Origin of the sequence: Sphingomonas sp. Root720, from assembly GCF_001428605.1 — a bacterium.
Lineage (GTDB): Bacteria > Pseudomonadota > Alphaproteobacteria > Sphingomonadales > Sphingomonadaceae > Rhizorhabdus.
The window spans coordinates 23477-45921 of the sequence record NZ_LMID01000005.1; the positions used below are offsets into that span (position 1 = coordinate 23477).

Sequence of the window (22445 nt, forward strand, 5' to 3'; positions counted from 1 at the left end):
CTGGAACGACTTCCCGGTCGTGAGAGTCTCTTGATGATGAGGCACGTGACCTGAAACCCGGATGGCGCGCACGTCCATCCCCGAGACCCATAGGCCCGTGACAAAGTCCGGCGGCCGACGCCGGGCCGCGCCTGCGCTCAAGCCGCCGCCGTTTCGGCCGGTCCAGCTGGCGACCTTGGTCGACACGGTTCCGGCAGGCGATCGCTGGCTGCACGAGATGAAATATGACGGCTATCGCCTCGCGGTCGCGGTCGGGGGCGGAGAGGCGCGCGCCTATACGCGTTCGGGGCTCGACTGGTCGGAGAAGTTCGGCGGCATCGTCGAGGACGCCGCCCAGCTCGACGTCCGCTCCGCGCTGATCGACGGCGAAGCCGTCGTCATGGACGAGAATGGTCGGTCCAACTTCCAGGCGCTGCAGGGTGCCCTGAAGGGCGCACCCGCCTCGATCGACTACTATGCGTTCGACCTGCTCGAACTGAACGGCGAGGATTTGACCGGCCTGCCGCTCACCGCGCGCAAGGAGAAGCTGCGCGCGATCCTGCCCGAAGGTAATCCGCGCATCCGCTATTCCGAGCACATCGAGGGCAATGGCGAGAAGCTGCTTAACAGCTTCTGCGAGGCCGGCCTCGAAGGCGTGATCTCCAAGCTCGCCACCGCCAAATATATCGGCTCGCGCTCGGGCGCTTGGCTCAAGGCCAAGTGCACCAAGAGGCAGGAGTTCGTGATCGTCGGCTGGACGCCGTCCGACAAGTCGCGCTCGTTCCGGTCACTGATCCTCGGGATCCCATGATCAGAGCGAGCTGCGCTATGCCGGCAAGGTCGGCACCGGGTTCGACGCGCGCGAGCTGCTCCGCCTCATGGAGATCATGGTGCCGCTCGAGCAGCCGGAGGCGACGGTGAAGGCGCCGCGCGCGGAAGTCCGCGGCGCACACTGGCTGAAGCCCAAACTCGTCGCCGAGATTGCCTATACCGAGATGACCAACGAGGGGACGCTGCGGCATCCCAGTTATCTTGGCCTGCGCGCGGACAAGAAGCCGGAGGCCGTTGTGCTCGAGACCGAGGCGCGGGTCGCCGAGATTACCGCGCCCGCCACGAGCACCGTGAAGATCAGCAATCGCGAGCGGATCATCGATCCCGATTCCGGCATCACCAAGGGCCAGCTCGCCGACCATTATGCGGCAGTCGCCGCGATCATGCTGCCATGGGTGGGCTCGCGGCCAATCAGCCTGGTGCGATGCCCTCAGGGCCGCGCCAAGAAGTGTTTCTTCCAGAAGCACGACGCCGGCAGCTTCGGCGACACCGTGCACCACGTCGCGATATCGGAGAAAGACGGGCACGAGGAGCCGTATCTGTACCTCGATACCGCCGACGGGCTGATGACGTGCGTCCAGATGGGGACGATCGAGTTCCACGGTTGGGGGTCACGGATCGGGGATGTCGAAAAGGCCGACCGGCTGGTCTTCGACCTCGACCCGGACGAAGGGCTCGACTTTGAGGCGGTGCGCCGGGCCGCGTTCCACTTCCGCGACATCCTTCAGTCGATTGGGCTCGAGACGTTCCCGATGGTGACTGGGGGCAAGGGCATCCATGTCATCGCGCCGCTCGTACCGAAGGCCGAATGGCCGGAGGTGAAGAGCTTCGCGCACCGGCTTGCCCAAGCCGTCGCTCAAAGCGATCCGGCCAATTTCACGGCCGCGCTGCCCAAGGCGCAGCGCAAGGGCCGCATCTTCGTCGACTATCTCCGCAATCAGCGGGGCGCGACCGCGGTCATGCCGTACAGCGTACGGGCGCGCTCGGGCGCGCCGGTCGCCGCCCCGATCAGCTGGAAGGAGATGGAGACGATCGACAGCCCGGCACACTGGCACGTCGGCGACGCCGCGGAGCTGGTCAAGCGCGCAAGCTCGAAGGCCCTTTCCAGCTGGGGGCGAGCCGACCAGGTGCTGCCAGACCTGTGAAGATCGCGACCTACAACGTGAACGGCGTCAATGGACGCTTGCCGGTGCTGCTGCGCTGGGTGGAAGAGGAGCAGCCGGACATCGTCTGCCTCCAGGAGCTGAAGGCACCCGACGAGAAGTTCCCGGAGAAGGCGATCCGCGACCTCGGTTACGACGCGATCTGGCACGGCCAGAAGAGCTGGAACGGGGTGGCTATTTTAAGCCGCGTCGGAGAGATCCACGAAACGCGGCGGGGTTTGCCCGGCGAGCCGGATGATGTGCAGAGCCGCTATATCGAGGCGGCGGTCAACGGCATCATCATCGGCGGGCTTTATCTGCCGAACGGCAACCCCAAGCCCGGGCCGAAGTTCGACTATAAGCTGCGATGGTTCGATCGGCTGATCGAGCATGCCGCAGGGCTGTGGGAGTCCGGGCTGCCGGTGATGCTCGCCGGCGACTTCAACGTCATGCCGACCGATCTCGACGTCTATAAGCCCGAGCGCTGGCTCGACGATGCGCTGTTCGCGCCCGAGGCCAAGGCGGCCTATTTTCGGCTGCTCGATCAGGGCTGGACCGACGCGCTGCGCGCGCGTCATCCGGGCGAGGTCATCTACACCTTCTTCGACTATTTCCGGAACGCCTACGCTCGCAACGCCGGCCTGCGCATCGACCATCTGCTGCTGAGTGCGCCATTGGCCGAGCGGCTCGTCGACGCCCAGGTCGATCGACATGTGCGAAGTTGGGAAAAGACGAGCGACCATGCGCCGGTTTGGGTGGAGCTGAAGGGTTGAGGATCGGCGGCGAGCGTTCCGCGACGGTCCAAGCGATGCCGGCCACGTGAAAAGGCCCGGGAGCCGAAGCTCCCGGGCCGATCCGGGCCTCAGAAGGGGATGTCGTCGTCGCCGAGGTTGTCGTCCTGGGCGGGGCCCTGCTGCTGGCGGGACTTGCCGTAGGAGAGGAAGGTCACCTCGTCGGCGATGATCTCGACGCCGTAGCGCTCGATATTCTCCTGGTCGGTCCAGCGGGTGTAGTGGATGCGGCCGCGGACCATCACCTTCTGGCCCTTTTCGACATATTCGGCGACCGTCTTGCCGACGCCGTTGAAGCAGGTGATCCGGTGCCATTCGGTGTCCTCGACCCGGCGGCCGTCGCGGTCCTTCTGGACCTTGCCCTCGCTGTCGCGCTTCGGGCGCGAGGTCGCGAGGCTGAACTTGGTGATCTTGGTGCCACCCTGGGTGGTGGTGGTCTCGGGTGTGGCGCCGACGTTGCCGGCGAGGATGACGAGGTTCTGCATTTCGAGGTCCTTTTCTGTTCGCCGGGGGTTCGTCCCCTCGACTGAACACCGTCAAAGACGGCCAGGACGGCGGCTCCACCGCAGCGGCGCAGACGCGCAGGGGAACCCCGATCAAAGGGGTGGTGCGGGCAGCCGCGAAGCGGCAACTCGGCCCGTATGATCGCGGGTTGGAGCCGGTGGACGGCCGGCTTAGGTCGTTCAGCAAAGAGAGGGGATGGACCCCTACGGCCGGACAGAGACAGGGGAACCGGGGTGTTGATCCTCCCCGTCCGGCTGACCTCACGTCGCTCAACCCATCCGCCGACAGCGTTCAGGGCTCCAAACCAGTTCTCGCGCGATCGGTGTCGATACCCGGCGTGGGCTCTTACAGGGGGACCTTGCCGCCGGGAGTGGACCTGGCGCTGGTCATTCCTACTATCGTGGCCCGGATCGTGCGTGTCGAACGGGAGAAGGGGTCCGCATCCAAGCCCATCCGCCCCCCCCCCGCTGGACCGACCGGTTCAGAGCCTGGCGCCGATCTGTCGGTGGTGCTTCCGCCTCCGCGAGTCGTTGCACACGCGCGCTCGCGGACGCCGGTGAAGAAGGCCATGCCCTTGACTGGGGCAGGTGGGCCGGGGCGGCGCCGGGCCAGTTCGTGCGCTCAACAGCGTTTCGCGAAACCGGGCTCGATAGCGCTTCCATCGCTCGCCCGTCCCCATGATAAGTAGGAACCCTCGGCACTGACTGCATCGCCCGTGCGAGAGCGAGAGCTCCGGTTTCGTTTCCCCTCTCCGATCCCTCCGTATACCCTCGGGTAACAGGGAGTGATGCATTGGCGACAAGCACCGTGAATCTCGACGCATTGATCAAGCGCGCAGATTTGGCAGCACGCGGGGAAGAGGGCGAAGACATAAGCTCGCTGTCCGTCACCGGATTGGAGCCAAAGGGCTTCTTGTATCCGGCACTTCGCAAACCTGATTTCCAGCGCGAGACTGCGAGTTGGAGCCCTGAACAGGTGGCCGACCTAATCTCAACCTTCCTTCGCCGCGATCTCATCCCCGCGGTGATCTTGTGGCGGGCCGGGCAAGATGTCTTTGTGATCGATGGGGCGCATCGATTGAGCGCTCTGATTGCGTGGGTGCATGATGACTATGGCGATGGAGTAGTCTCACGCGGGTATTTCCAAGATTTCATCTCCGACGATCAGCGGAGGGCAGCGGTGAGAACGCGGGAGCTCGTCTCGGCGACGGTCGGCTCCTACCAAGATCACAAAATGGCCATCGACTACCCCCAGAATGCTCGGGTGGAAGTCGCCGAGCGCGCAGCTCGGATCGGATGGCAAGAGATCCAAGCGCAATGGATCCGCAACGCTGATCACGACAAGGCAGAAAAGTCGTTCTTCCGGATCAATCAGGGCGGAACAAAGATCGATGTCGTTGAACAGCGCATTCTAAAGGCGCGAAGCTCCGCAAGCGCGCTGTCGGCGCGGGCTATCATGCGCGGTGGAACGGGCAACAGGTATTGGAACAAGTTCAGCGAAACAGTACAGGGTAGCATCAGCGCGATGGGCCGGGAGACTTACCAGCTACTCTTTGAGCCTGCGCTATCGGCGCCTATCAAGACGCTTGATGTGCCGCTGGGCGGGAGTGGCTATGGCCCGAAAACGCTGCCTTTTGTGTTTGATCTAGTGAACCTAATTAACAAGGCCTCGGCTGCAGATGCGAACAACCGGCGAGTGGTGAAGGACGACCTTCCTGTCGATGAAACGGGAGCGGATACGGAAAGGTCACTAAAGGCGACTAGGGCAGTTTTATGGCGGCTATGTTCTAATCACGCATCGTCACTTGGTCTGCATCCTGCTCTTTACTTCTATGCAAAGAGCGGGACTTTCCAACCGGGAGCGTTGCTTGCATTCGTTGAATTGATGAAAGACTGGGACACTCCGCAGTATCTCGCTTTCACGAGGGTCCGGCAGGCCTTCGAACAGTTCCTGCTGACGCACCGGGGGCACACGGAGGCAGTGCGAAAACTTGGGAGCGGCAGTCGAAGCAGGCCTCGGCTGGTAGCATTCTACCGGCGTGTTCTGGCTGACTTACAAGAAGGCAAGAGCGTCGATGCCATAGCTACGGCGCTCGGCAGCGAGGAGGGCTTTGCCTTCTTTATCACGCCTTCGGAGGATCTCCTCGATTCTGGCGACAATGCATTTTCTCGCGATACGAAGGGCGCCGCGTTCATTCAGAATGCTCTACCCAGCGCGCCAACCTGCCCGACCTGTGGGGGTTTCCTCCATCACAACGGAATGCAAGTGGGACACCGGAAAGCAAAGCGAGAAGGAGGAACGGGTTCGCTCGACAACTCCATGATGCAGCATCCGTTTTGCAACAGCACCGTCGCTAATTGATGGTGAGGCAAAGGCCGCCGGCTTCCCGGCGGCCGAGACGGAAGCCTCAGGCGACCTTGCGGTCGCTCTGAGAGTTGAGCGCGGCGGGCGGCGTGCCGAGTAGGCCACGCCGGTCGACGACGCGGATGCCGGCTTTCTTAGCGTCGATTACGAGACGCTCGGTCACACCGTTGCCCTGGAAGGCGATGACGTAGCGGGGCTTCAGCGAGAGCATCTGCTCGTTGCGGCGGAAGCCGGCGCGGTCGCCGAGCTTGCGGTCGAGCCCGAAGCGGACTTGCTGGATACCGTGCTGCTCGGCCCAGGACGCTGCGATGCGCTCGATTCCCTTCATGTCGCCGCCATGCACAAGGTACATGTCGCCCACCCGCTCACGGACGGCGTTGAGGGTGCGAAGCAGGTTGTCCCCGAACGCCTTCATCTCGTCGTCCGACTTGAAGGTCAGCCGCCCACCGGCGAACACGACGGGGGTGCCCTGCGCTGTGTTGGCATCGCGGATGCGCTCGCGGCGCGCGCGGAGGAAAGCTTGGCCGTCGACGATCGCCGAGGTCACGCCGAGGGAGATGCGGTTGCCAGTCGCGGGGATCCAGGAACGCCCTGTCTCGCGGAGATAATGGGCTGCCGCGGTGTCGCGCATGTGCTCGTAGCAGGCGGCGGCTTCCTCGATCTTCTTGGCGAGGTCGATCTTCTCCTCGAGGTTGGAGGTGTTGATTTCGGAGCCATCCTGTTCGGCCAGCAGAAGCCTGATCTCGTCGGTAAGCCGGTCGATGGTCGCGTGCTTCTTAGCTGCGGCCCGGTGGAAGAGGTTGACCAGGCCCCAGCCAAGCTCTTCGATGTCACGCTCGAGCGAGGTGTTGAAGAGGGTGGCGAACAGGTCGCTCCAGATGGCGGTGGTTGTGTGATCGAGCGCCTCGGTCGGAGGCGGGGCCATTCCGGAAAGGTCTTCGGGTCGGGGTTCGAGATGGCCGAGTTCGAGGGCCGACAGCGCGGCGGCGAGGGACGTGGTCATGGCTTGGAGCCTTTCACCTGATCTAGCCGGCGGCCTATCCGCCGGATGCGCACCTCCTGGGCCGCCGAATAAGAGGCGGCCGCACCGAGGCGTAGCCGAGGGGAACCCCAAAAACCGGGGTGGTGCGGGCAGCCGCGAAGCGGCAACTCGGCCCGGTTTTCGGGGTTGCGGACGTCTCGCGGCGGCCCATGTGCCGCATCCCTCTGGCGGGGAGGCTCGCCGGCGTCGGGTGACGACGGCTTACGCCCTGCTTGATCGAGGCCATACGGTGACGGTGGTGGACCGGCATCGCTACCCGGCGATGGAAACCTCGTTCGCCAACGGTGGCCAGCTTTCCGCTAGCAATGCTGAGGTGTGGAACAGTTGGCGACGATCCTGAAGGGCATGAAGTGGATGCTTCGGCACGATGCGCCGCTCCTGATGAGCCCGCGGCCCAGCTTCCATAAATATTCCTGGCTTGCCGAGTTCATCGGGCAGATCCGCAATTACCGCGCCAATACGATCGAGACTACACGCATCGCCATCGCGGCGCGCGAACACCTCTTCCGCATGGCCGAGAAGGAAGGCCTCGACTTCGATCTCGAGCGGCGCGGCATCCTCCACCTATACCACGACCGCGCCGCGTTCGATAAGGCTGCCATCGCCAATGCGCTGCTGGTCGAGGCCGGGCTCGATCGGTACCCCGTGTCACCGGCAGAGATCATGACGATCGAGCCCGCCTTGCCCGGCACCTTCGAAGGAGGGTTCTTCACACCTTCCGATTCGACCGGAGACATCCACAAGTTCACCCGCGGGCTGGCGCAAGCATGCGAACGGCGCGGGGCGGTAATGCGCCACGGCGCCGGTGTCCCCGAGGTGCATGCGTCCGGCGAAAGCGTGTCGGTGCGGCTGGAGGGAGAGGGCGAGACCGTCGCCGGAGATGCGCTCGTCGTCTGTGCTGGAATTGCCAGCCGGCGGATCGCGGCGATGCTCGGCGATCGCGTCAATATATACCCAGTCAAGGGCTATTCAATCACGGTCGGCCTGGGCGACGAGGCCAGCCGCGCCGCCGCACCAATCGTGAGCCTGCTCGACGAGGACGCCAAGATCGTGACCAGCCGGTTGGGCACCGACCGCTTCCGCGTTGCCGGCACGGCCGAGTTTAGTGGAGACAACAGGGACATCCGCGCCGATCGAATCGGACCCTTGGTCCGCTGGTGCGAACGCCTATTCCCACGTATGTCGACAGCGTCGATCGTGCCGTGGGCGGGGCTGCGGCCAATGACCCCGACGATGCTGCCGCGCGTGGGCCGTGGCAAAAGCGATCGGGTATTCTACAACACCGGCCATGGCCATCTCGGCTGGACGCTCTCCGCCGCCACGGCCGACCTCGTGGCCGCACAGATCGACCAACAATTAGGAAGCAGATGACATGGCCTCGCTGACGCTCGATCGGGCAAACACAATCATCGCCGCAGCGCTGGCCAGAGGCGGCGAGCTGCGGCTGAAGCCGCTGAGCGTCGCTGTTCTGGATCCGGGCGGACACATGATTGCTTTCCAACGTCAGGACGGAGCCTCGACGCTGCGCCCGCAGATCGCCTGTGGAAAGGCAGGCGGCGCGCTGGCGCTGGGCGTGTCTAGCCGGAAGATCGGTGACATGGCGAACGAGCGCCCGGTCTTCGTAGGCGCGCTCGGTCCGATCGCGCCGCATGGCGTGGTGCCGGCGGCCGGCGGCGTAATCGTCGTCGCCGAGGGCGGCAATCCGATCGGTGCGGTCGGCGTCACCGGTGACACGAGCGACAATGACGAAACCTGCGCCCTTGCCGGCATTGCCGCCGCCGGCCTCCAGGCGCAGGAATAGCCACGATGGCGAGCAGGATCGACAAAGCTGGCCTCGCCGTCGCCGCGCCGCTGGCCACCTTCATCGAGGAGAGAGTGTTGCCAGGCACGGGCATCGACGCTGCCGGCTTCTGGCAGGGCGTGGCCCTCATCTATGCACGCTTTGCACCGGAAAACACAGCGCTGCTTGCCGTCCGCGACGTACTGCAGTCGAAGATAGACGCGTGGCATGCCGGGCGCGGCGGCCGGCCGATCGACCAGGCCGCCTATCATGCCTTCCTGCGCGACATCGGCTACCTCGTCGAGGAGCCCGCGCCGTTCACGATCGCGCCTACTCATGTCGATGCCGAGGTGGCTACAATGGCGGGGCCGCAGCTCGTCGTGCCCATCCTCAACGCGCGCTTCCTGCTCAACGCCGCCAACGCGCGCTGGGGCAGCCTGTACGACGCGCTTTACGGCACCGACGCCATTGCCGGGGCCGCGGCAGGCGCGGGATATGATCCGGCACGCGGGGCGCAAGTGATCGCTTGGGCCAAAGCGTTCCTCGATCGCGCGGTTCCGTTGGCGGACGGGAGTTGGACGAACTGGACCGGCGGCGAGCCCAGGCTTGCCGATCCCTCGCATCTCGTGGGCCGTGCCGGCGAGCATCTGCTGCTGCGCCACAACGGGCTGCATATCGAGCTGGCGATCGACCGTGCTCATCCGATCGGGCGCGACGATCCCGCCGGGCTAGCGGACATCGTACTCGAGTCGGCGCTTTCGACGATAGCGGACCTCGAGGACTCGATCGCGGCGGTAGATGCCGAGGACAAGGTAGCGGCTTACGCCAATTGGCTCGGCCTGATGAAGGGCAACCTGGAGGCAAGCTTCCAGAAGGACGGCCGAACGGTGACGCGCCGGCTGGCGGCGAGCCGCCGCTACGTCGCGCTAGACGGTGCCGAGCTCCTGTTGCCGGGACGCAGCTTGATGTTCGTGCGCAATGTCGGGCACCTGATGACCACTTCCGCCATTCTGCTCCCCGGCGGCAGCGAAGCGCCGGAGGGTATCCTTGACAGCATCGTCACCAGTCTCATCGCGATGCACGACCTGAATGGTCCGCGCGCCAACAGCCGCGCAGGCAGCATCTACATCGTGAAGCCCAAGATGCATGGTCCGGACGAGGCCGCGTTCACCAGCCGGCTGTTCGACGCGATAGAGGACCTTCTCGGACTTGCGCGGCACACCATCAAGGTGGGGGTGATGGATGAGGAGCGGCGCACGAGCGCGAATCTAGCCGCCTGCATCCATGCCGTGAAGGACAGGATCGTCTTTATCAACACCGGCTTCCTCGATCGCACCGGCGACGAGGTGCACACCTCGATGCGCGCCGGCGCCATGGTCCGCAAAGGCGAGATGAAGAGTTCCGACTGGATCGCGTGCTATGAGGATCGCAACGTCCAGATCGGCCTTGCCTGCGGGCTGTCGGGCCGCGCGCAGATCGGTAAGGGGATGTGGGCCGCGCCGGACAAGATGGCGGACATGATCGACCAGAAGATCGGCCACCCCAGCAGCGGCGCCAACACGGCTTGGGTTCCGTCGCCCACCGCGGCCACGCTCCACGCGACGCACTACCACCTTGTCGATGTGTTCGCGCGGCAAGCCGAGCGCCGGCGTGAACTCGTGGCTCCGCTGGAGAGGCTGCTGACGGCGCCGATTGCGGCGTGCCGGAACTGGCAGCCCGACGAGGTGCGTGACGAGCTCGAGAACAATGCGCAAGGGATCCTGGGCTACGTCTCGCGCTGGGTCGACGAGGGCGTCGGCTGCTCTAAGGTGCCCGACATTCACGACGTGGGACTAATGGAGGATCGCGCGACGTTGCGCATCTCGTCGCAGCATATGGCGAACTGGCTGCTCCACGGCGTCGCGAGTGCCGAGGAGATCAACGCGGCGTTCCGCCGCATGGCCGCAAAGGTCGATGCGCAGAACGCGAGAGATCCCCTTTACCGGCCGATGGCGGGTCACGAGGAAGATAGTCTCGCCTTTCAGGCGGCACACGCGCTCGTGTTCGAAGGGCTAGAGCAAACGAACGGCTACACGGAGCCGTTGCTGCATCGCTATCGCGAACTGGCGAAGCGAAGGTAGGCGACGGGAAGCAGGATCGGCATGCGCGCGGTTGTTGAGCGGGTCGCGGCGACGACCAGAAGGGCGGGTCGTGGCGCGTCATACCTGCGTAACTGGCCTTGACCCGCAGCCTACCGCCAGTTCGGGCTGATCGCGGGTTAGCGGCAGGAGAACCATGAGGACGCCGTGGCTCAACGCCATGTGCACCGCTCCCCGAACCGGCATGCATCACGGCTACGGCAATCTCGGCCACAGCCGCCGAAAAGAGGTCTACTCGCCCGAGAAATGCGCAATTACTTCGAAGCATCCGGTACGATGCAGAATGATCGAAAACCGCTTGTCTTATGAGGATGGCGGCCTTTCTGCGAGGATAGGCCGCCGCCGACGAGCCGCAAACTCGCCGGCGGCGGGAAGGGACGGATCGCAAAACCGCTGGTCGTGATGGACCGAGCTAGAGTCTGATCGCCCTTCTCTTTTCCTGTGGCCTGAACGGATACGTGGGCTTGTGGGCCCGCATGACAAGCAGAGGACCTGGAAAAGATGGAAACCAATGTAGCCCAGAATCTCGGCGTCGACATCTGCAAAGCGACGCTTGATGTTCACCTGCACCCGGCGGGCATCGCCCGCCAGTTCACCAATGATGCCAAAGGCCTCAATGCCCTGCTGGGTTGGCTTGGAGATCATCACGTCACCCGCGTCGTCTTCGAGCCGACTGGGCGCTACCATCACGGCTTCGAGCGGCGGCTCGGCAGCGCCGGCCTGTCACTGGCCAAGGTCAACCCGCGCCAGGCGCGGCGCTTCGCTGAAGCGATCGGCTGCAACGCCAAGACCGATGCCGTCGATGCCGAGATGCTGGCGCGCATGGGCGCGTTGCTCGAGTTGCCGTCGAGGCCGATCGCCAGCGAGATCCTCGACAACATGAAGGAGTTGCAGGTCGCCAGGCTCGGACTGATCAAGGACCGGACTGCTGCAAAGAACCGCGAGCACGTCTGCCGATCGTCGCTGCTCAAGCGGCAGGCAGCGCAGCGGCTTGCCCAGGTCGATCGTCAGATCGACGCGATCGACGCCGAGCTGAAAGCCAGCCTCTCCCGCGAGCCGGACCTGGCAGCGCGCTTCGACGTCCTCGTCTCCATCCCAGGCATTGGCGAGATCACCGCGATCGCCATGCTCATTGACATGCCTGAGCTGGGTACTCTCGACAGCAAGCAGGTCGCATCGCTGGCCGGACTCGCACCAATCGCTCGCGACAGCGGGCAGCATCGAGGCAAGCGTCACATCCGCGGCGGACGCGCCGAACTGCGACATGCCCTTTACATGCCGGCACTCGTCGCAACCCGGTTCAATCCCGACCTGAAAGCCAAATACAACGCTCTCGTGGCCGCCGGAAAACCGCCCAAGCTTGCCATCACAGCCGTGATGCGGAAGCTTGTCATCCTCGCAAACTCGCTGCTCAAGGCAGGCCGACCATGGGCACCAAAACCTGCTTGATCATAACGGATACTCTAGCACCGAGTTTTCCGATGAACACCGCCAGTCGGCTCTCCACCCAGCCTCGGACAACGAGGCCTAAGCTTTCGGCAATTTACGATGTCAATCGGAGGCGCACCCGAGCGAATTGGGAAAGCCTTCGTCGGGGTGGTTCGATCAGGTTTCGGACGGCTTCGGCAAGGACGTGGCCAATCCGGGAGAGCCGCGCCATTCCGATGATTGCGGTTAAAAGGACATCTCGGAGGAAATTTTGTAGCCGCCAAAGCGACGAGCGCGCGCTCGGTCGGATCGGCGTCGTCGGGTGACAAGCAAGGCTATCGGCGACAGCCTCGTCAATTATCAGTCCGAGGATGAGATGCGCCGCGATCCAAGAACGGGCAAGCTCTGGGTCACGGGCTGGAAGCGCATCAATCCCGAGCCCGCTCTTGAGCCGCTTAAAAGCCAGTTCAATCTGCCAGCGCAGGCGATAAGTCTCGGCTACTTCTTCGGGTGCCATCTCCGGCGCCGATACCGAGGTCAACAGCAGCAGGAAACCCGCGGAGGTCACGGTTAACGGTCGCGGATGCGGCGCCGCCCGCTGCTTCTTCTTGTGAGTGTCCCGTATCGCCTTTTGGGCCCGCACGGTCGATATGTCATCCTTCCGCCGAACGACCAGGCGAGCACGGAACGTCGATGTTCCTCGCAGCTCACCCTTGCGGCCGGAATGATCGACCAGCACCTCATGCTCGGCGAGTTCGCCCGGTTGCATTCCGGCATAGATTGCGTTCCAGTCCAAGCGTGCGCCGTCCGCCGTCAGCAGCCTGATTGTTGACCATCCGATCCGGGTGATAAAGTCCGCGCCCATATCCAGCACATGCCGCAATCCCGGCGTTCGGGCATATCCGCGATCTCCCAGCACGAGATCGCCCTCTTCGAACCGATGGCGCGACAGGCTCTCTCCGCCATGTGTATCGCTGATCTCGAGCTGGCTGAATCGGCCTTCCGCCGGATCATAGGTCGCATGTAGGCGCCAGTCTGTGCCGCCCCCACCGGGAGAGCGGATCACGCTGCCGTCAACGATACGCAGCCGGCGACCGCCAAGGCGATTAGAACAGGTCTCAGCAAGCAGGGTCGCGGCGATGTGGCTCAGCCAACCGTCCGCCCCCCTTAGCCGCTTCAGCAGACCCACGTCAGATAGCTGCGCGATGCCGCATGCGCCTGCCCAAGCTGCTGCTGACCGCAGGCTCTTTCCGCCCGGTCCGTAGGCGAGCGCAAGACGGAGCAGTGTCGCGCCATCTCGCACCGCCCGCCGTCGTCGCAGCGCATCATGCTCGCGCGCGCTTTTGTCGAGATCCAGACTATCGGGCAAACGTGCCAGCATTTCCTGCCAGGCGACGTCAGAGTGAAGATGGGTTTCGCGGTCCATCTGCCCCAAGAATCACAGACCACTTCACACCGTCCAGTCACAAAGTTAGCGCCTATGGGGAACTCCCCGGTTCCCTGGACCGTGAAGCGTTTGAGGATCGGGTTAGGCATGGGCCGTCTCCTGGCGCAGTGCTTCGGCGCCGCGGTTGAAGTCATCGAGCCAGCGCCCCATCGGGGTTCGTCGATCGAGCGGGAGGGCGGCCTGCGCCGCTTGGAACGCAAGCAGCTTGGTGGGTGCCGTTGCGACGATCCGGTCAATCTCGGCCGGTGGCAGGAGGCCGCGTTCCCGTATGAACTCGGTGATGCTGCCGGGACGCGCAGTTGCGCCGCGTTGCCCGAGAACAGGGCGGCGCCAGAGCCGTCGACGTTGCGGAGGCGGGGCTTGGCCCGCGCCTCCATGAGGACGATGATGCGCAGCTCGTCGGCGGAGAGCTCCATTACCTCGTCAGGCTTGATGCTTCCGCCGAAAAAGCAGCTCGATTTCGGTGGAAGCGGGAGACCGGCTGCGATGATGCGCTGTTCGCAGCGCTCGCGCACCCAACCCCATTCGCGCAAGGGGTAGCGGTATTCATGCCGCGGATCCTCGCACCCGATGGCGTGATGATAACGCTGCGTGTCGCGGGCGGAGGCGTCATAGCCAATGAGCTTCACCACCCGGCCGCCGGCGTCCCAGCATCGGCGGGCAGGTTCCCATTCCGCCGTCCAGGTATCCTGGGCGCTCGCCTTCCATTTCTGCGAGCACGATCCCCGATTGAACACCACCGACGGCAGGGTGGCGTTGGTGAGCATGTTCTCCGCGATCGTTGCGTAGGGCGGCCAATGCTTGAAGTTGCGTGGCCTGTAGCAGACGATTTCCGAGGAGATGCCGTGGTCGTCCATCCAGCGCCGGAAGATCGGGATGAAAGCGTAGGTGCCGGCCTTCTCCGAGCCGGGATCGGCGAAGAGGACCATGTCGATCGGGTCGGCGAGCTCGACGATCATGGCGGTCGAATCCACGCCCGCGCCCCATGCGGCGACGACAGGTGCGCGGGTCATGGCCGTTGCTCCGCGCGGAGCGGGACAGGCATCGCCAGCCATTGCGGCTCGATGTCGGCGATCGGCACGTCGAAGAGGCCGGCCTCGGCTTCGCTGAAGACGGTGGCGTTGAAAAGCGGGCCGAACCCGTAGGCGTTGTTCCAGAAACTCAGGCCGTGAGCATGGTCGCGGGTGGCGAGGACAAAACCGAAGGCGCCCTCGACGGCGGCGGCGCGCCTGTCTGGCGTGTCGCTCATGACGTGGCCCCTGTCGGAGTAACGGTTGGGTTGATCAGGCGGTAGGACCGATTTTTGAACGCCGGAATCCGGCAGATGGATCGCGTCTCCGGATCACGGAACAGCGGCGTGCGCCCCTTCGGGTTCGGAACCACCTCGAAGCGGGTCCGCTCCTGGCCGTCGCTGAAGCGCATGGGCTCCTCGAAGACGATGGTCTGCCCGGGCTTTGGTGTCGGCTTGGCGTTCCGGAGCCTGCGCTGGACCAGGTTAGCCCTGCAGCGGTCACGCCACGCCTGCGCATATTGGCTGTCGGTATCGGTCAGCTCGTCGAGGATCGAAGCGGGGCACTCGCTCTCGCATGGGCCCATGTGCTCGGTCATGTCCTTGTACCCGAACGTGCATCCGTCACGCGCGCCGGTGCTGGTCTTGGTCAAGCACACGATCGCGAAAACCTGCCGCTCGCCCGAATTCTCGATGCGCTCGGCGGCGGCATAATAGGTGCTGCCGACCATCGAGGAGGCCAGCACCGTCAGACGGTGATTGTCTCGGGTGTAGGTGAACTGGTTGTCGAGATAGGCGCGGGCGGTCGAGTGACCTCCGAGGTCGCGCATGAACAGCCATCCCATGGCGGTGTCCTTTCGAGAATAGGGGCGGTCAGGCGGCAACGGCGAGGGGCGGAGCCCCGACGGTGCCGACGGTGGATGCGAGCCGGCGCGCGAACGCGGCTGTGTCGAGCAGCTCGGCGATCGGGGCGAGGTGGACCTTGCCCGCGGGCTCGCCGTTCCGGCAGCGGTTGAAGCTGATCTCGCTGTCTGGGAGGAAGCTACGGGGCACGACGCGGATGCCGATGCCGGCATGGCGCAGCTCGGTCGTTCCATCCTCATGGTCGGCGCCGAGGGCGCTGTTGATGCGGGCGGTGTCCGGATCGATCCCGATCGCCTCGGCGAGACGGGCGAGGGCGCGCCGGGCCTGGTAGTGGAAGGTCCGTTTCGCGCGGTAGTCACCGCCCACGCTGTTGCCGGCGATGTCGAGGAGGGCAGGGGAGGCGAGGACCGCGGACCGGTCGGCGACGCAACGCTGTCGCAACTCGCTCACGCTAGGCGCGGACCGTTCGGCAGCGTCGGCGAGGGTGCGGATCAGGAGGATGATCGCCGCGTCGTTGGCGATCGGCTTGCCGGCACGCCGGCAGTCATCGACCGCGGCGTTGAGGGCATGAAGGGCGGCCGGAATCGTTTCCAAGCCGTCCGGGGAAAGAGCCTGATTGTGGCGATACAGCGTGTCGTAGAACATCGATTGTGCTCCCGTGGGCGCCGGGGTGCGCCCAACAGGCCGAAGGCTTCCTCTCCTCTCGGGAGGCCTTTATTGCGTGCCATCCCGCCATCGAGCCACTCGGTCCACGACGTCGCAAACGTCGGCGGAAAGATCGGAACGCACTGGCCGCTGGCGCTTGTCGGGTCAGTCCGATAACACCCGCCCTGCTACGGTGACGTAGTCGGGGCCTGAAAACCTTGCGGGATAAGAGCCGGTTCGATCGACCGGGTGGCGGACGCGCATGTCCAAGGCCACCCGGCCTAAAGGCGTTCGCGCCTAGCTTATCCTAGGTTTTCAGCACCCGGTTCCGAAGCGCGGCACGCTCCTGGGCGTGCCGCCGGCTTCGCTGGGCGGAGGCGTGATGGTAGAGCGGGATCGTGACTTGCATGCGGCGCTGGACTTGATCCGTCGAGCGCTGGATCTGCTGGATTCCGTGGGTGAGCGAGGCGCGGCTATCCACCTGCAGCGTGCCATTGATGCGATGACCAATATGCCGGTTCCCCGGACGGACGAGCAAGTTGCTGCGATGCTCGCCACGCCCGAAGTGCAGGAACTTCAGGAACGGCTTGGTCTGATCGGCAGCGACCGAACCATTGGACGCCAGGAGGTCGAGCAGCGCGGCACCCGAAATGAGCTCGATCGAACGGGCGTCGGGACGGACTCGGGCACCCGCGGACCGAGCCTGCGACTGGCCGCTGGCGGGGCGGCGCGAACATTCGGCCTACGTCTCAGGGAGGAACGGTGTGCATCACGCCTCACGCAGGATGATCTATCCAAGAAAACCGATCTTTCCGCCGATTACATTTCGCTGATCGAACGCGGTCGCGCCAATCCCACTATCGAAGCGATGATCGCGTTGGCCGAGGCTGTGAATTCAGAGACGTGGAAGCTGCTGGCTCCGCGTGCTTAGATCTAAAGCTGTAGCCACGTTGCTGGCTGTGCAGCTTCTGAGTGGGACGGCGAAGCGCCAATAGGCGCGGAGGTCCGGAGCGCCGGACATGATCACGCCGCTTCACGGATCGGCTCGTCGGTTGCCTCGGCATCGGCGAGCCCGGTGGCGCGGAGCAGGAAACTGGCTGCGGCCTCGGCCTTGGCCGCGGCGGTCATCACCGCCCGGTTGTCGCGCTTCAGCACGCGCAGCCACGATCCGATGTAATTGGCGTGGTCGTCGAGGTGGGCGGTCGGTAACGCCAGGTCCGCCCCGAGTAGCGCGGCGGTCATCTCGGCGCATAGCTCCTCGAAGGCGTAAGCCTCGTCGCCGAACTTCTTTCCAAACTCGCGATCGAGCCTGTCGGCATGGCCGGTCCAGTGACCGGCCTCATGAGCGAGGGTCGATGCCCAATAGGCGCGCGTCGAGAATTGCTCGACCGCCGGCATGGTGATGCTGTCGGCGATGCGGTCGTAGAAGGCGCGATCGCCCCGGATGTGGAGCGTCGCCGGCAGCGCGTCCACGAAGCGCCGCGCTCGCTCGGGCAGCGTGTCAGCCGGAGGGGCGATGCTGAGCGGGGTCGGATGGAAACGGTCGGGCAAGCCGTCGATCTGGTCGGCGTTGAACACGGCGTAGCTGCGCAGCACGCGCCGCATCTCGTCTGTGGCATCGCCGGTGACGGGCGACTCCACGGTCTTGCTGTAGGACTTGTAGAAGATGGCGATCTGGGAGCGTTCGCCCTCGCGGACCTGCGCGCCAAGGGCCTGGGCCTGTTTGTAGGTCATCCAGGTCCGCGAGTTGAAGCCGGCGCTCTCGGCGACGAGCCACAGCCAGAAGCAGTTGATACCGCGATAGGGCTCGCCCGTCGCGCGGAGCGGGCGGCCGCCCAACCCGGGACGCCACGGCTTCACCCAGGGGCGTACCCCGGCTTCGAGCTTGTCGATGATGGTGTTGGTGATGATATCCGCCGGCGAGGGCTTGTCGGTGGTCTTGGCCACGATCATTCTCCTGTGCTGGGTGAGGCGGACCCGCATCGCGCCCGCGATTGGCGAGGCATGGTGTCGGGTCACAAAAAGAGGGGCGGCACTCCGAAGAGTACCGCCCCCAGTCGCCTCGAACTGGGCTCCAGGCGTCACGCCGCCTGGCTGTAATCCTCCTGATGATTGTCGACCGGCTGCTCGCCATCGTCGTCGTCGGCGAGGTTCTGGTCGTCCCGATCTTCCTGATCTTCCTGATCGTCGTCGCCATCCTGCTCCGGATCCGCGTCGCCCTCATCGGTGACGAAGGTAGAGCTGGCGCGGATGCGCTCGGGCTTCTCGACGGCGTCGAACCGCATGGCGTCGGGGAGCCAGGCGGTGGCCTTCTCGCGGATCTCGGCCTCCACGATGCCCTGGCCGTTGCAGAGCGAGGCGCAGGTGCTGGCGAGCTCGCTCTTCTTCGCGTCCTTATAGCGGCCGCGAAGGATCGGACCCCCGATCTCCTGGAGCGCGTCGAGCATGACGTCCTTCTTGACCCGGCCGAAGAAGTTTTCGGCCGTCGGACGCCACCAGTTGGCGACCTGGATGCCGAGGATGCGGCCAAGGTGGTCGTGGAAGCCGTTCGAGCGGCCGCCCTCGGCGATGTTGAGGGTCGGCTCCAGCGTCTGCGCGATCGAGAAGGCGACCCAGGCGCCCCTGGCCTGTTCGTCGAGCGCCCGGAAGGCGTCGAAGCGCTCGGACATGGTGGTGTATCCGGCCCAGCTCGTGTCGAGGTGCTGACGCTGATCCTCGATCGTGTGCGACGCCATCGATGCTTCGTCGCGGAAGGCGAAGATCGGCATCTGAGCGGCGCTTGCCTTCAGCGTGGAATGATCGCGGATGTAGCTGCTCGCTAAAACCACGTCCTGCGCCATCAGGAAGATGGTCAGGTCGAGCGCGACCGCCGGATCGCTCGCGATGTGGGCGACGAGAATCTGGCGGCGCTGGGTCGCCAGTTCGTCCACAAGGGTCGCGCTGAGCTTGGGACCATGATCCATCTCGTCACCGCCATTATCGGTATTACAGGCATTGCCGTTAGGCTTGCCGATCGGCGCGTTGGGATCGACCACCGGTTTCTCGCTGAACAAGCGCGCATGGACGCGAGCCTGGCCGTCGCCACCGATGTAGACGAACGTGCCGAGCTGCGCCCTGACGACCGGGTCGTTTGCCTTGCGGGCGGCATCGATGTCGTCGAGCTCACGTTCGATCTCCTCAACGCGGTCGTTCGCCGCCTCAGCTTCCGGGGAGCCCTCCGACAGCGAACCTTCGAGCTGCTCGGCCAGGTCGTCGTTCTCGGCCGACAGGTCGTCGACGCGGGCTTGCTCCTCGTCGGTGAGGGGCCGTGCCGTGGGGTGGAACTCGTGGAGCTGGCGCTCCATGTCGTAGGGGACGTGGGTTGCGGCGATCGGCGTCACGAACGCGAGACCCTGTTCCTGCGCGAGCTCAGCCGCGGCGGCTTCGAGCTTCTTGGCGGCAAGCTCCTCGAGGAGGTTGACGTCGGTCCAATTCTCGTCGCCGGCCTCGACGGTGAACAGGTCGCCTTCGATGCGACCGCCGGCGGCGACATAGGCGTCGCGACCAACGAACCGCGCCTTGGCGTCGTTCGCCTTGACGGTGCCGTTGAGAATGGCGCGTTTGATGTTGTCGGGCTGGTTGCCGTAATAGGCGTTCTTCATCTTCTCAAAGACGCGAGCCTGGCGGTCGGTGTCCGCGGTGACGGCATAAGCCTGAGCCACGCCCAAGCTGATCTCGCCGGCGGCCAGCGCCTCGAAGATGGCGGGTGCCAGCTCGGCAAGGCGCACGCGCTGCTCGACGAATCGGGTGGTGACGCCGAACCGCTTGGCCACGTCCTCGGCAGAGGAGCCTTTGTCGATAAAGTGCTTGAACGCCTCGCACTCGTCGGCCGGGTTCATCGGCGTGCGGTTGAAGTTCTCCGCAAGGCTCGCCTCGACCGAGTTACCTTCGTCGGCGAGCACGAGAACGGGAACTTCGTGATCGGTCGGGAGCGTGCCCTGCTCAATCAGGAGCTGCAGCGCGCGCAGGCGGATGCCGCCCGCCTTCACGGTGTAGGTGCCCGCCTTCTTGAGTGGGGTCACGATCAGGTTCTGCAGCAGCCCCCGAGCTGCGATGCTGGCGGCCATGGCTTCCACGCTCACGGCGCGCTTGCACTTGCGCACGTTGTCCTTCGACAGCGAGAGGTTCTTGACCTTCACGGACTGGATCATCGGTCATACTCCATCTGGAATGGCGCGCCGTTGTCCAACGGTCGCGCGAGCCTGCTCATCAGGCCCACAAAGCCGAAGGCTCCCTCCCCTCCCTGTCGCTGATCGGGGAAGAAGCCCTGTGGCGGGTCAGGAGGCGATGCGCTCGATGATGGCCGGCGCGCTTCCGACAGGCACGAACAGCCGCGTCTTGTGCTGGATGATCTCGGTGAAGCAGCCTGCGGCCTTCAGCTCGACGAGGCGCGTGTGCGGCCAGTCGAGCAGCTCGAGACGCTGCTGGCCGGCGACTAGACTGCGCTTAAGCCGGTAAGTGCCGACTGTCCCGATCTCGCCCGTCTTCATGACATGCTTCGCGGTCTCCTCGCCCGACACGGTGATCGTCGCCGCAATGCCGAAGGCGGCCGCGAGCTTCGGCACGGTCGGGGCCGGTACGAGGCGGCCGAGAAACGACTGGCCCTCGTCGGTGTTCAGGCGCCAGACCTGCACATGCTCGTCGGGCAGGCGGTCCCAGACGGGTAGGAGGAGGCCGGTGACGAGATAGATAGTGCTGGTGCGGGTCTTGCCCCGCATCTCCTCGACCTCGGCCGACCAGAGCGCCGAGAACTCCTCCTCGCTCGCCTCTTCCCACATCGTCTCAAGCAGCAGGTCCTGGCGCATGCGCTCATTGCGGGTCGGGCGTACAAGCTCGTAGCGGCGGACGATCTCGCCATCGTCATCGGTCAGCGAGTAGGTGCTGCACCGGATCGCGGCTTTGCCCGACTTGCGGTTGACCATCGGGCGAGAGTCCTCGCCGAGCATGCGCAGCGCGCGGTCGAGCGCCACGGGCTTGTAACGCTCCTCGGTCTCGAGCCGGAGGATCTCGGTCTCGGCGCCGCTGACAGGATCGCGGCGGATGACGGTGCGGTCGAGGATCGTGATCCGCTCCGCCATGATGCTCTCTACGCCCAGGTCGAGCGTGCCCGCTTCGCGGGCGGCCTCGACGCGCGCCTCGATCAAGCCGAGATATTCGTCGAAGATGGCGTTCTGGAGCGCGATGCGCAGCGCGAGGATGCGGTTGAGCCAGCGCTGGATGGGCGGCAGCTCCTCCTTGAGACCGCCACCTTCGCCTTCGAGATCGAGACCGGTCAGCTGCTGGAAGTCGCCGAAGTTGACCGACTTCAGCTTGCCCTCGGCAAGCAGCCGAAACCAGGTCTCCAGGGACTCCTTGGCATAGTCACTTTCGAGGTTGTCGCGGGGATCGAACAGGCCCTGGCCGCCGGTCTGGCGTTGACCGCGGGTTAGCGCGCCCAGGCTGTCGAGTCGGCGGGCGATCGTCGAAATGAAGCGGCGTTCGCCGCGGCAATCGGTCGAAACCGGCCTGAACAGGGGCGCGCACGACTGATGGGTTCGGTGCGTGCGACCCAGACCCTGGATCGCGACATCGGCGCGCCAGCCCGGTTCAAGCAGATAATGGATGCGGCGGGACTGGTTCTCGGCGGTGAGGCTCGCATGGTAGCTGCGACCCGTGCCGCCGGCGTCGCTGAAGATGAGGATCCGCTTGGCGCCGCGCATGAAGGCGTCGGTCTCGGCGAGATTCGTACGCGGCGAGCGGTTCTCGATCCGCTGGCGACCGGCCATGTCGACGACGATGCGACGGCTGCGCCCCGTCACCTCCGCCACGGCGTCCGTGCCGAAGTGTCCGATGATGTGGTCGAGTGCCGAGCCGACGATCGGCAGCGCCCCGAGCTGCTCTAGCATGTCGTCGCGCATCCGGAGGGCTTCCCGGCTCAGTACAGGACGGCCTTCCTCGTCCACCATCGGCTCGGACCGGGTCTTGCCGGTGTCATCGACGAAGGTCTTCATCTGCCGGACAGGAAAGGCGGCCGTCAGATAGTCCATCAGAAACTCGCGCGGGGAAAGCTCGATATCCAAGTTGGCGCGCTCTTCCGCACCGAGACCGGCGAGCGCCCGGCTCAACATCGCCTCCGAGGTGGAGACGAGCTGCACCACCACGCTGTCGCCTCGAGCCAGATCTTCACGCATGGCCGGGATCAGTGACGGAAGCTTCATGCCGATCAGGAGTTGGCCGAAGAAGCGCTGCTTGGTCGACTCGAAGATCGACAGCGCCGCGGCCTTGGCCCCGCTGTTGTAGGTGTCCTTCGAGAAGCTGTCCGCGATGCGGGTCGCATCGAGGGCGGCGCGGAGGTTGGCGTGAATGATCGCTTATCGCGAGGAAGCGGTAATGCGGAGGAACGCGGCGTAGTCCTGCAAAGCTGCGGAACATTTCGCCACGTCCTTCACATTATTCTATAGGG

19 protein-coding genes are annotated in these 22445 nt (G+C 64.9%); 10 read left to right on the forward strand and 9 right to left on the reverse strand.

The genetic code is table 11. From position 1 onward, the window contains the following. Window positions 1-97 precede the first annotated feature (97 nt). Genes ASE22_RS27540 through xth form a run of 3 tightly spaced genes read left to right on the forward strand, consistent with a single transcriptional unit; the run spans window position 98 to window position 2725 of the window. Window positions 98-790: an ATP-dependent DNA ligase gene (locus ASE22_RS27540; RefSeq protein WP_235538138.1), complete on the forward strand. Its 693-nt coding sequence runs from the start codon at window positions 98-100 to the stop codon at window positions 788-790. A gap of 10 nt (window positions 791-800) precedes the next feature. Next, window positions 801-1955 (forward strand): DNA ligase D, encoded by a 1155-nt coding sequence (ligD, locus tag ASE22_RS27545; RefSeq protein WP_235538145.1) that lies wholly within the window; start codon window positions 801-803, stop codon window positions 1953-1955. Further along, complete coding sequence (xth, locus tag ASE22_RS07095) at window positions 1952-2725, forward strand: exodeoxyribonuclease III (protein WP_056356735.1); 774 nt, start codon at window positions 1952-1954, stop codon at window positions 2723-2725. Before ligD ends, xth begins: the two co-directional genes overlap by 4 nt. Window positions 2726-2814: 89 nt before the next feature. Here the strand turns inward: xth and ASE22_RS07100 are convergent, their stop codons facing one another. Continuing rightward, the gene (locus ASE22_RS07100) at window positions 2815-3228 is read right to left on the reverse strand and encodes a single-stranded DNA-binding protein (RefSeq protein WP_056356738.1); all 414 of its coding nucleotides are present in this window, start codon (window positions 3226-3228) and stop codon (window positions 2815-2817) included. Window positions 3229-4039: 811 nt separating this feature from the next. On the opposite strand from ASE22_RS07100, the gene ASE22_RS07105 reads away from it, so the two are divergent. Further along, complete coding sequence (locus ASE22_RS07105; RefSeq protein ID WP_056356739.1) at window positions 4040-5608, forward strand: DUF262 domain-containing protein; 1569 nt, start codon at window positions 4040-4042, stop codon at window positions 5606-5608. A gap of 46 nt (window positions 5609-5654) precedes the next feature. On the opposite strand, the gene ASE22_RS07110 is transcribed toward ASE22_RS07105, so the two are convergent. Beyond that, complete coding sequence (locus ASE22_RS07110) at window positions 5655-6614, reverse strand: DUF2493 domain-containing protein (RefSeq protein ID WP_056356741.1); 960 nt, start codon at window positions 6612-6614, stop codon at window positions 5655-5657. Here ASE22_RS07110 and ASE22_RS27550 point away from each other — a divergent pair. The 5 genes from ASE22_RS27550 to ASE22_RS07130 all read left to right on the forward strand — a co-directional run bounded on the left by ASE22_RS27550 (window position 6613) and on the right by ASE22_RS07130 (window position 12020). Continuing rightward, on the forward strand, window positions 6613-6993 hold the full coding sequence (locus ASE22_RS27550) for an FAD-dependent oxidoreductase (RefSeq protein ID WP_235538139.1): 381 nt from the start codon (window positions 6613-6615) through the stop codon (window positions 6991-6993). The genes ASE22_RS07110 and ASE22_RS27550 overlap by 2 nt on opposite strands. Continuing rightward, a complete protein-coding gene (locus tag ASE22_RS07115) occupies window positions 6978-8024 on the forward strand; it encodes a D-amino acid dehydrogenase (RefSeq protein WP_235538140.1) in 1047 nt (348 codons plus the stop codon). The genes ASE22_RS27550 and ASE22_RS07115 overlap by 16 nt, the downstream gene beginning before the upstream one ends. Before the next feature lies 1 nt (window position 8025). Further along, window positions 8026-8454 (forward strand): GlcG/HbpS family heme-binding protein, encoded by a 429-nt coding sequence (locus ASE22_RS07120; protein WP_056356743.1) that lies wholly within the window; start codon window positions 8026-8028, stop codon window positions 8452-8454. Between the two features lie 5 nt (window positions 8455-8459). Beyond that, window positions 8460-10553, forward strand: coding sequence for a malate synthase G (locus tag ASE22_RS07125; protein ID WP_056356744.1), 2094 nt, complete (start codon window positions 8460-8462; stop codon window positions 10551-10553). A 519-nt stretch (window positions 10554-11072) separates the two neighbouring features. Continuing rightward, window positions 11073-12020 carry an IS110 family transposase gene (locus tag ASE22_RS07130; RefSeq protein WP_056356746.1) on the forward strand — a complete coding sequence of 316 codons (948 nt, stop codon included), beginning with the start codon at window positions 11073-11075 and terminating at the stop codon, window positions 12018-12020. A 94-nt stretch (window positions 12021-12114) separates the two neighbouring features. Here the strand turns inward: ASE22_RS07130 and ASE22_RS26130 are convergent, their stop codons facing one another. The 4 genes from ASE22_RS26130 to ASE22_RS07155 all read right to left on the reverse strand — a co-directional run bounded on the left by ASE22_RS26130 (window position 12115) and on the right by ASE22_RS07155 (window position 15964). Beyond that, window positions 12115-13425 carry an IS4 family transposase gene (locus ASE22_RS26130; RefSeq protein ID WP_156407242.1) on the reverse strand — a complete coding sequence of 437 codons (1311 nt, stop codon included), beginning with the start codon at window positions 13423-13425 and terminating at the stop codon, window positions 12115-12117. Window positions 13426-14455: 1030 nt separating this feature from the next. Then, window positions 14456-14695: a hypothetical protein gene (locus tag ASE22_RS07145; RefSeq protein WP_056356750.1), complete on the reverse strand. Its 240-nt coding sequence runs from the start codon at window positions 14693-14695 to the stop codon at window positions 14456-14458. Further along, on the reverse strand, window positions 14692-15300 hold the full coding sequence (locus ASE22_RS07150; RefSeq protein WP_056356751.1) for a DUF6927 domain-containing protein: 609 nt from the start codon (window positions 15298-15300) through the stop codon (window positions 14692-14694). Before ASE22_RS07150 ends, ASE22_RS07145 begins: the two co-directional genes overlap by 4 nt. A 28-nt stretch (window positions 15301-15328) precedes the next feature. Then, window positions 15329-15964, reverse strand: a complete 636-nt coding sequence (locus ASE22_RS07155) for a hypothetical protein (RefSeq protein ID WP_056356754.1) — start codon at window positions 15962-15964, stop codon at window positions 15329-15331. A 382-nt stretch (window positions 15965-16346) separates the two neighbouring features. Here ASE22_RS07155 and ASE22_RS26135 point away from each other — a divergent pair, with 382 nt between their 5' ends. Then, window positions 16347-16895 carry a helix-turn-helix domain-containing protein gene (locus ASE22_RS26135; protein WP_235538141.1) on the forward strand — a complete coding sequence of 183 codons (549 nt, stop codon included), beginning with the start codon at window positions 16347-16349 and terminating at the stop codon, window positions 16893-16895. 92 nt (window positions 16896-16987) lie between these two features. On the opposite strand, the gene ASE22_RS07165 is transcribed toward ASE22_RS26135, so the two are convergent. From ASE22_RS07165 to ASE22_RS07175, 3 genes are all read right to left on the reverse strand, one after another. Next, window positions 16988-17917, reverse strand: a complete 930-nt coding sequence (locus ASE22_RS07165; RefSeq protein WP_235538142.1) for an ArdC family protein — start codon at window positions 17915-17917, stop codon at window positions 16988-16990. Window positions 17918-18045: 128 nt separating this feature from the next. Next, window positions 18046-20154: a ParB/RepB/Spo0J family partition protein gene (locus ASE22_RS07170; protein ID WP_056356755.1), complete on the reverse strand. Its 2109-nt coding sequence runs from the start codon at window positions 20152-20154 to the stop codon at window positions 18046-18048. A gap of 126 nt (window positions 20155-20280) precedes the next feature. Further along, complete coding sequence (locus ASE22_RS07175) at window positions 20281-22173, reverse strand: strawberry notch C-terminal domain-containing protein (RefSeq protein WP_235538143.1); 1893 nt, start codon at window positions 22171-22173, stop codon at window positions 20281-20283. Window positions 22174-22445: the final 272 nt, after the last annotated feature.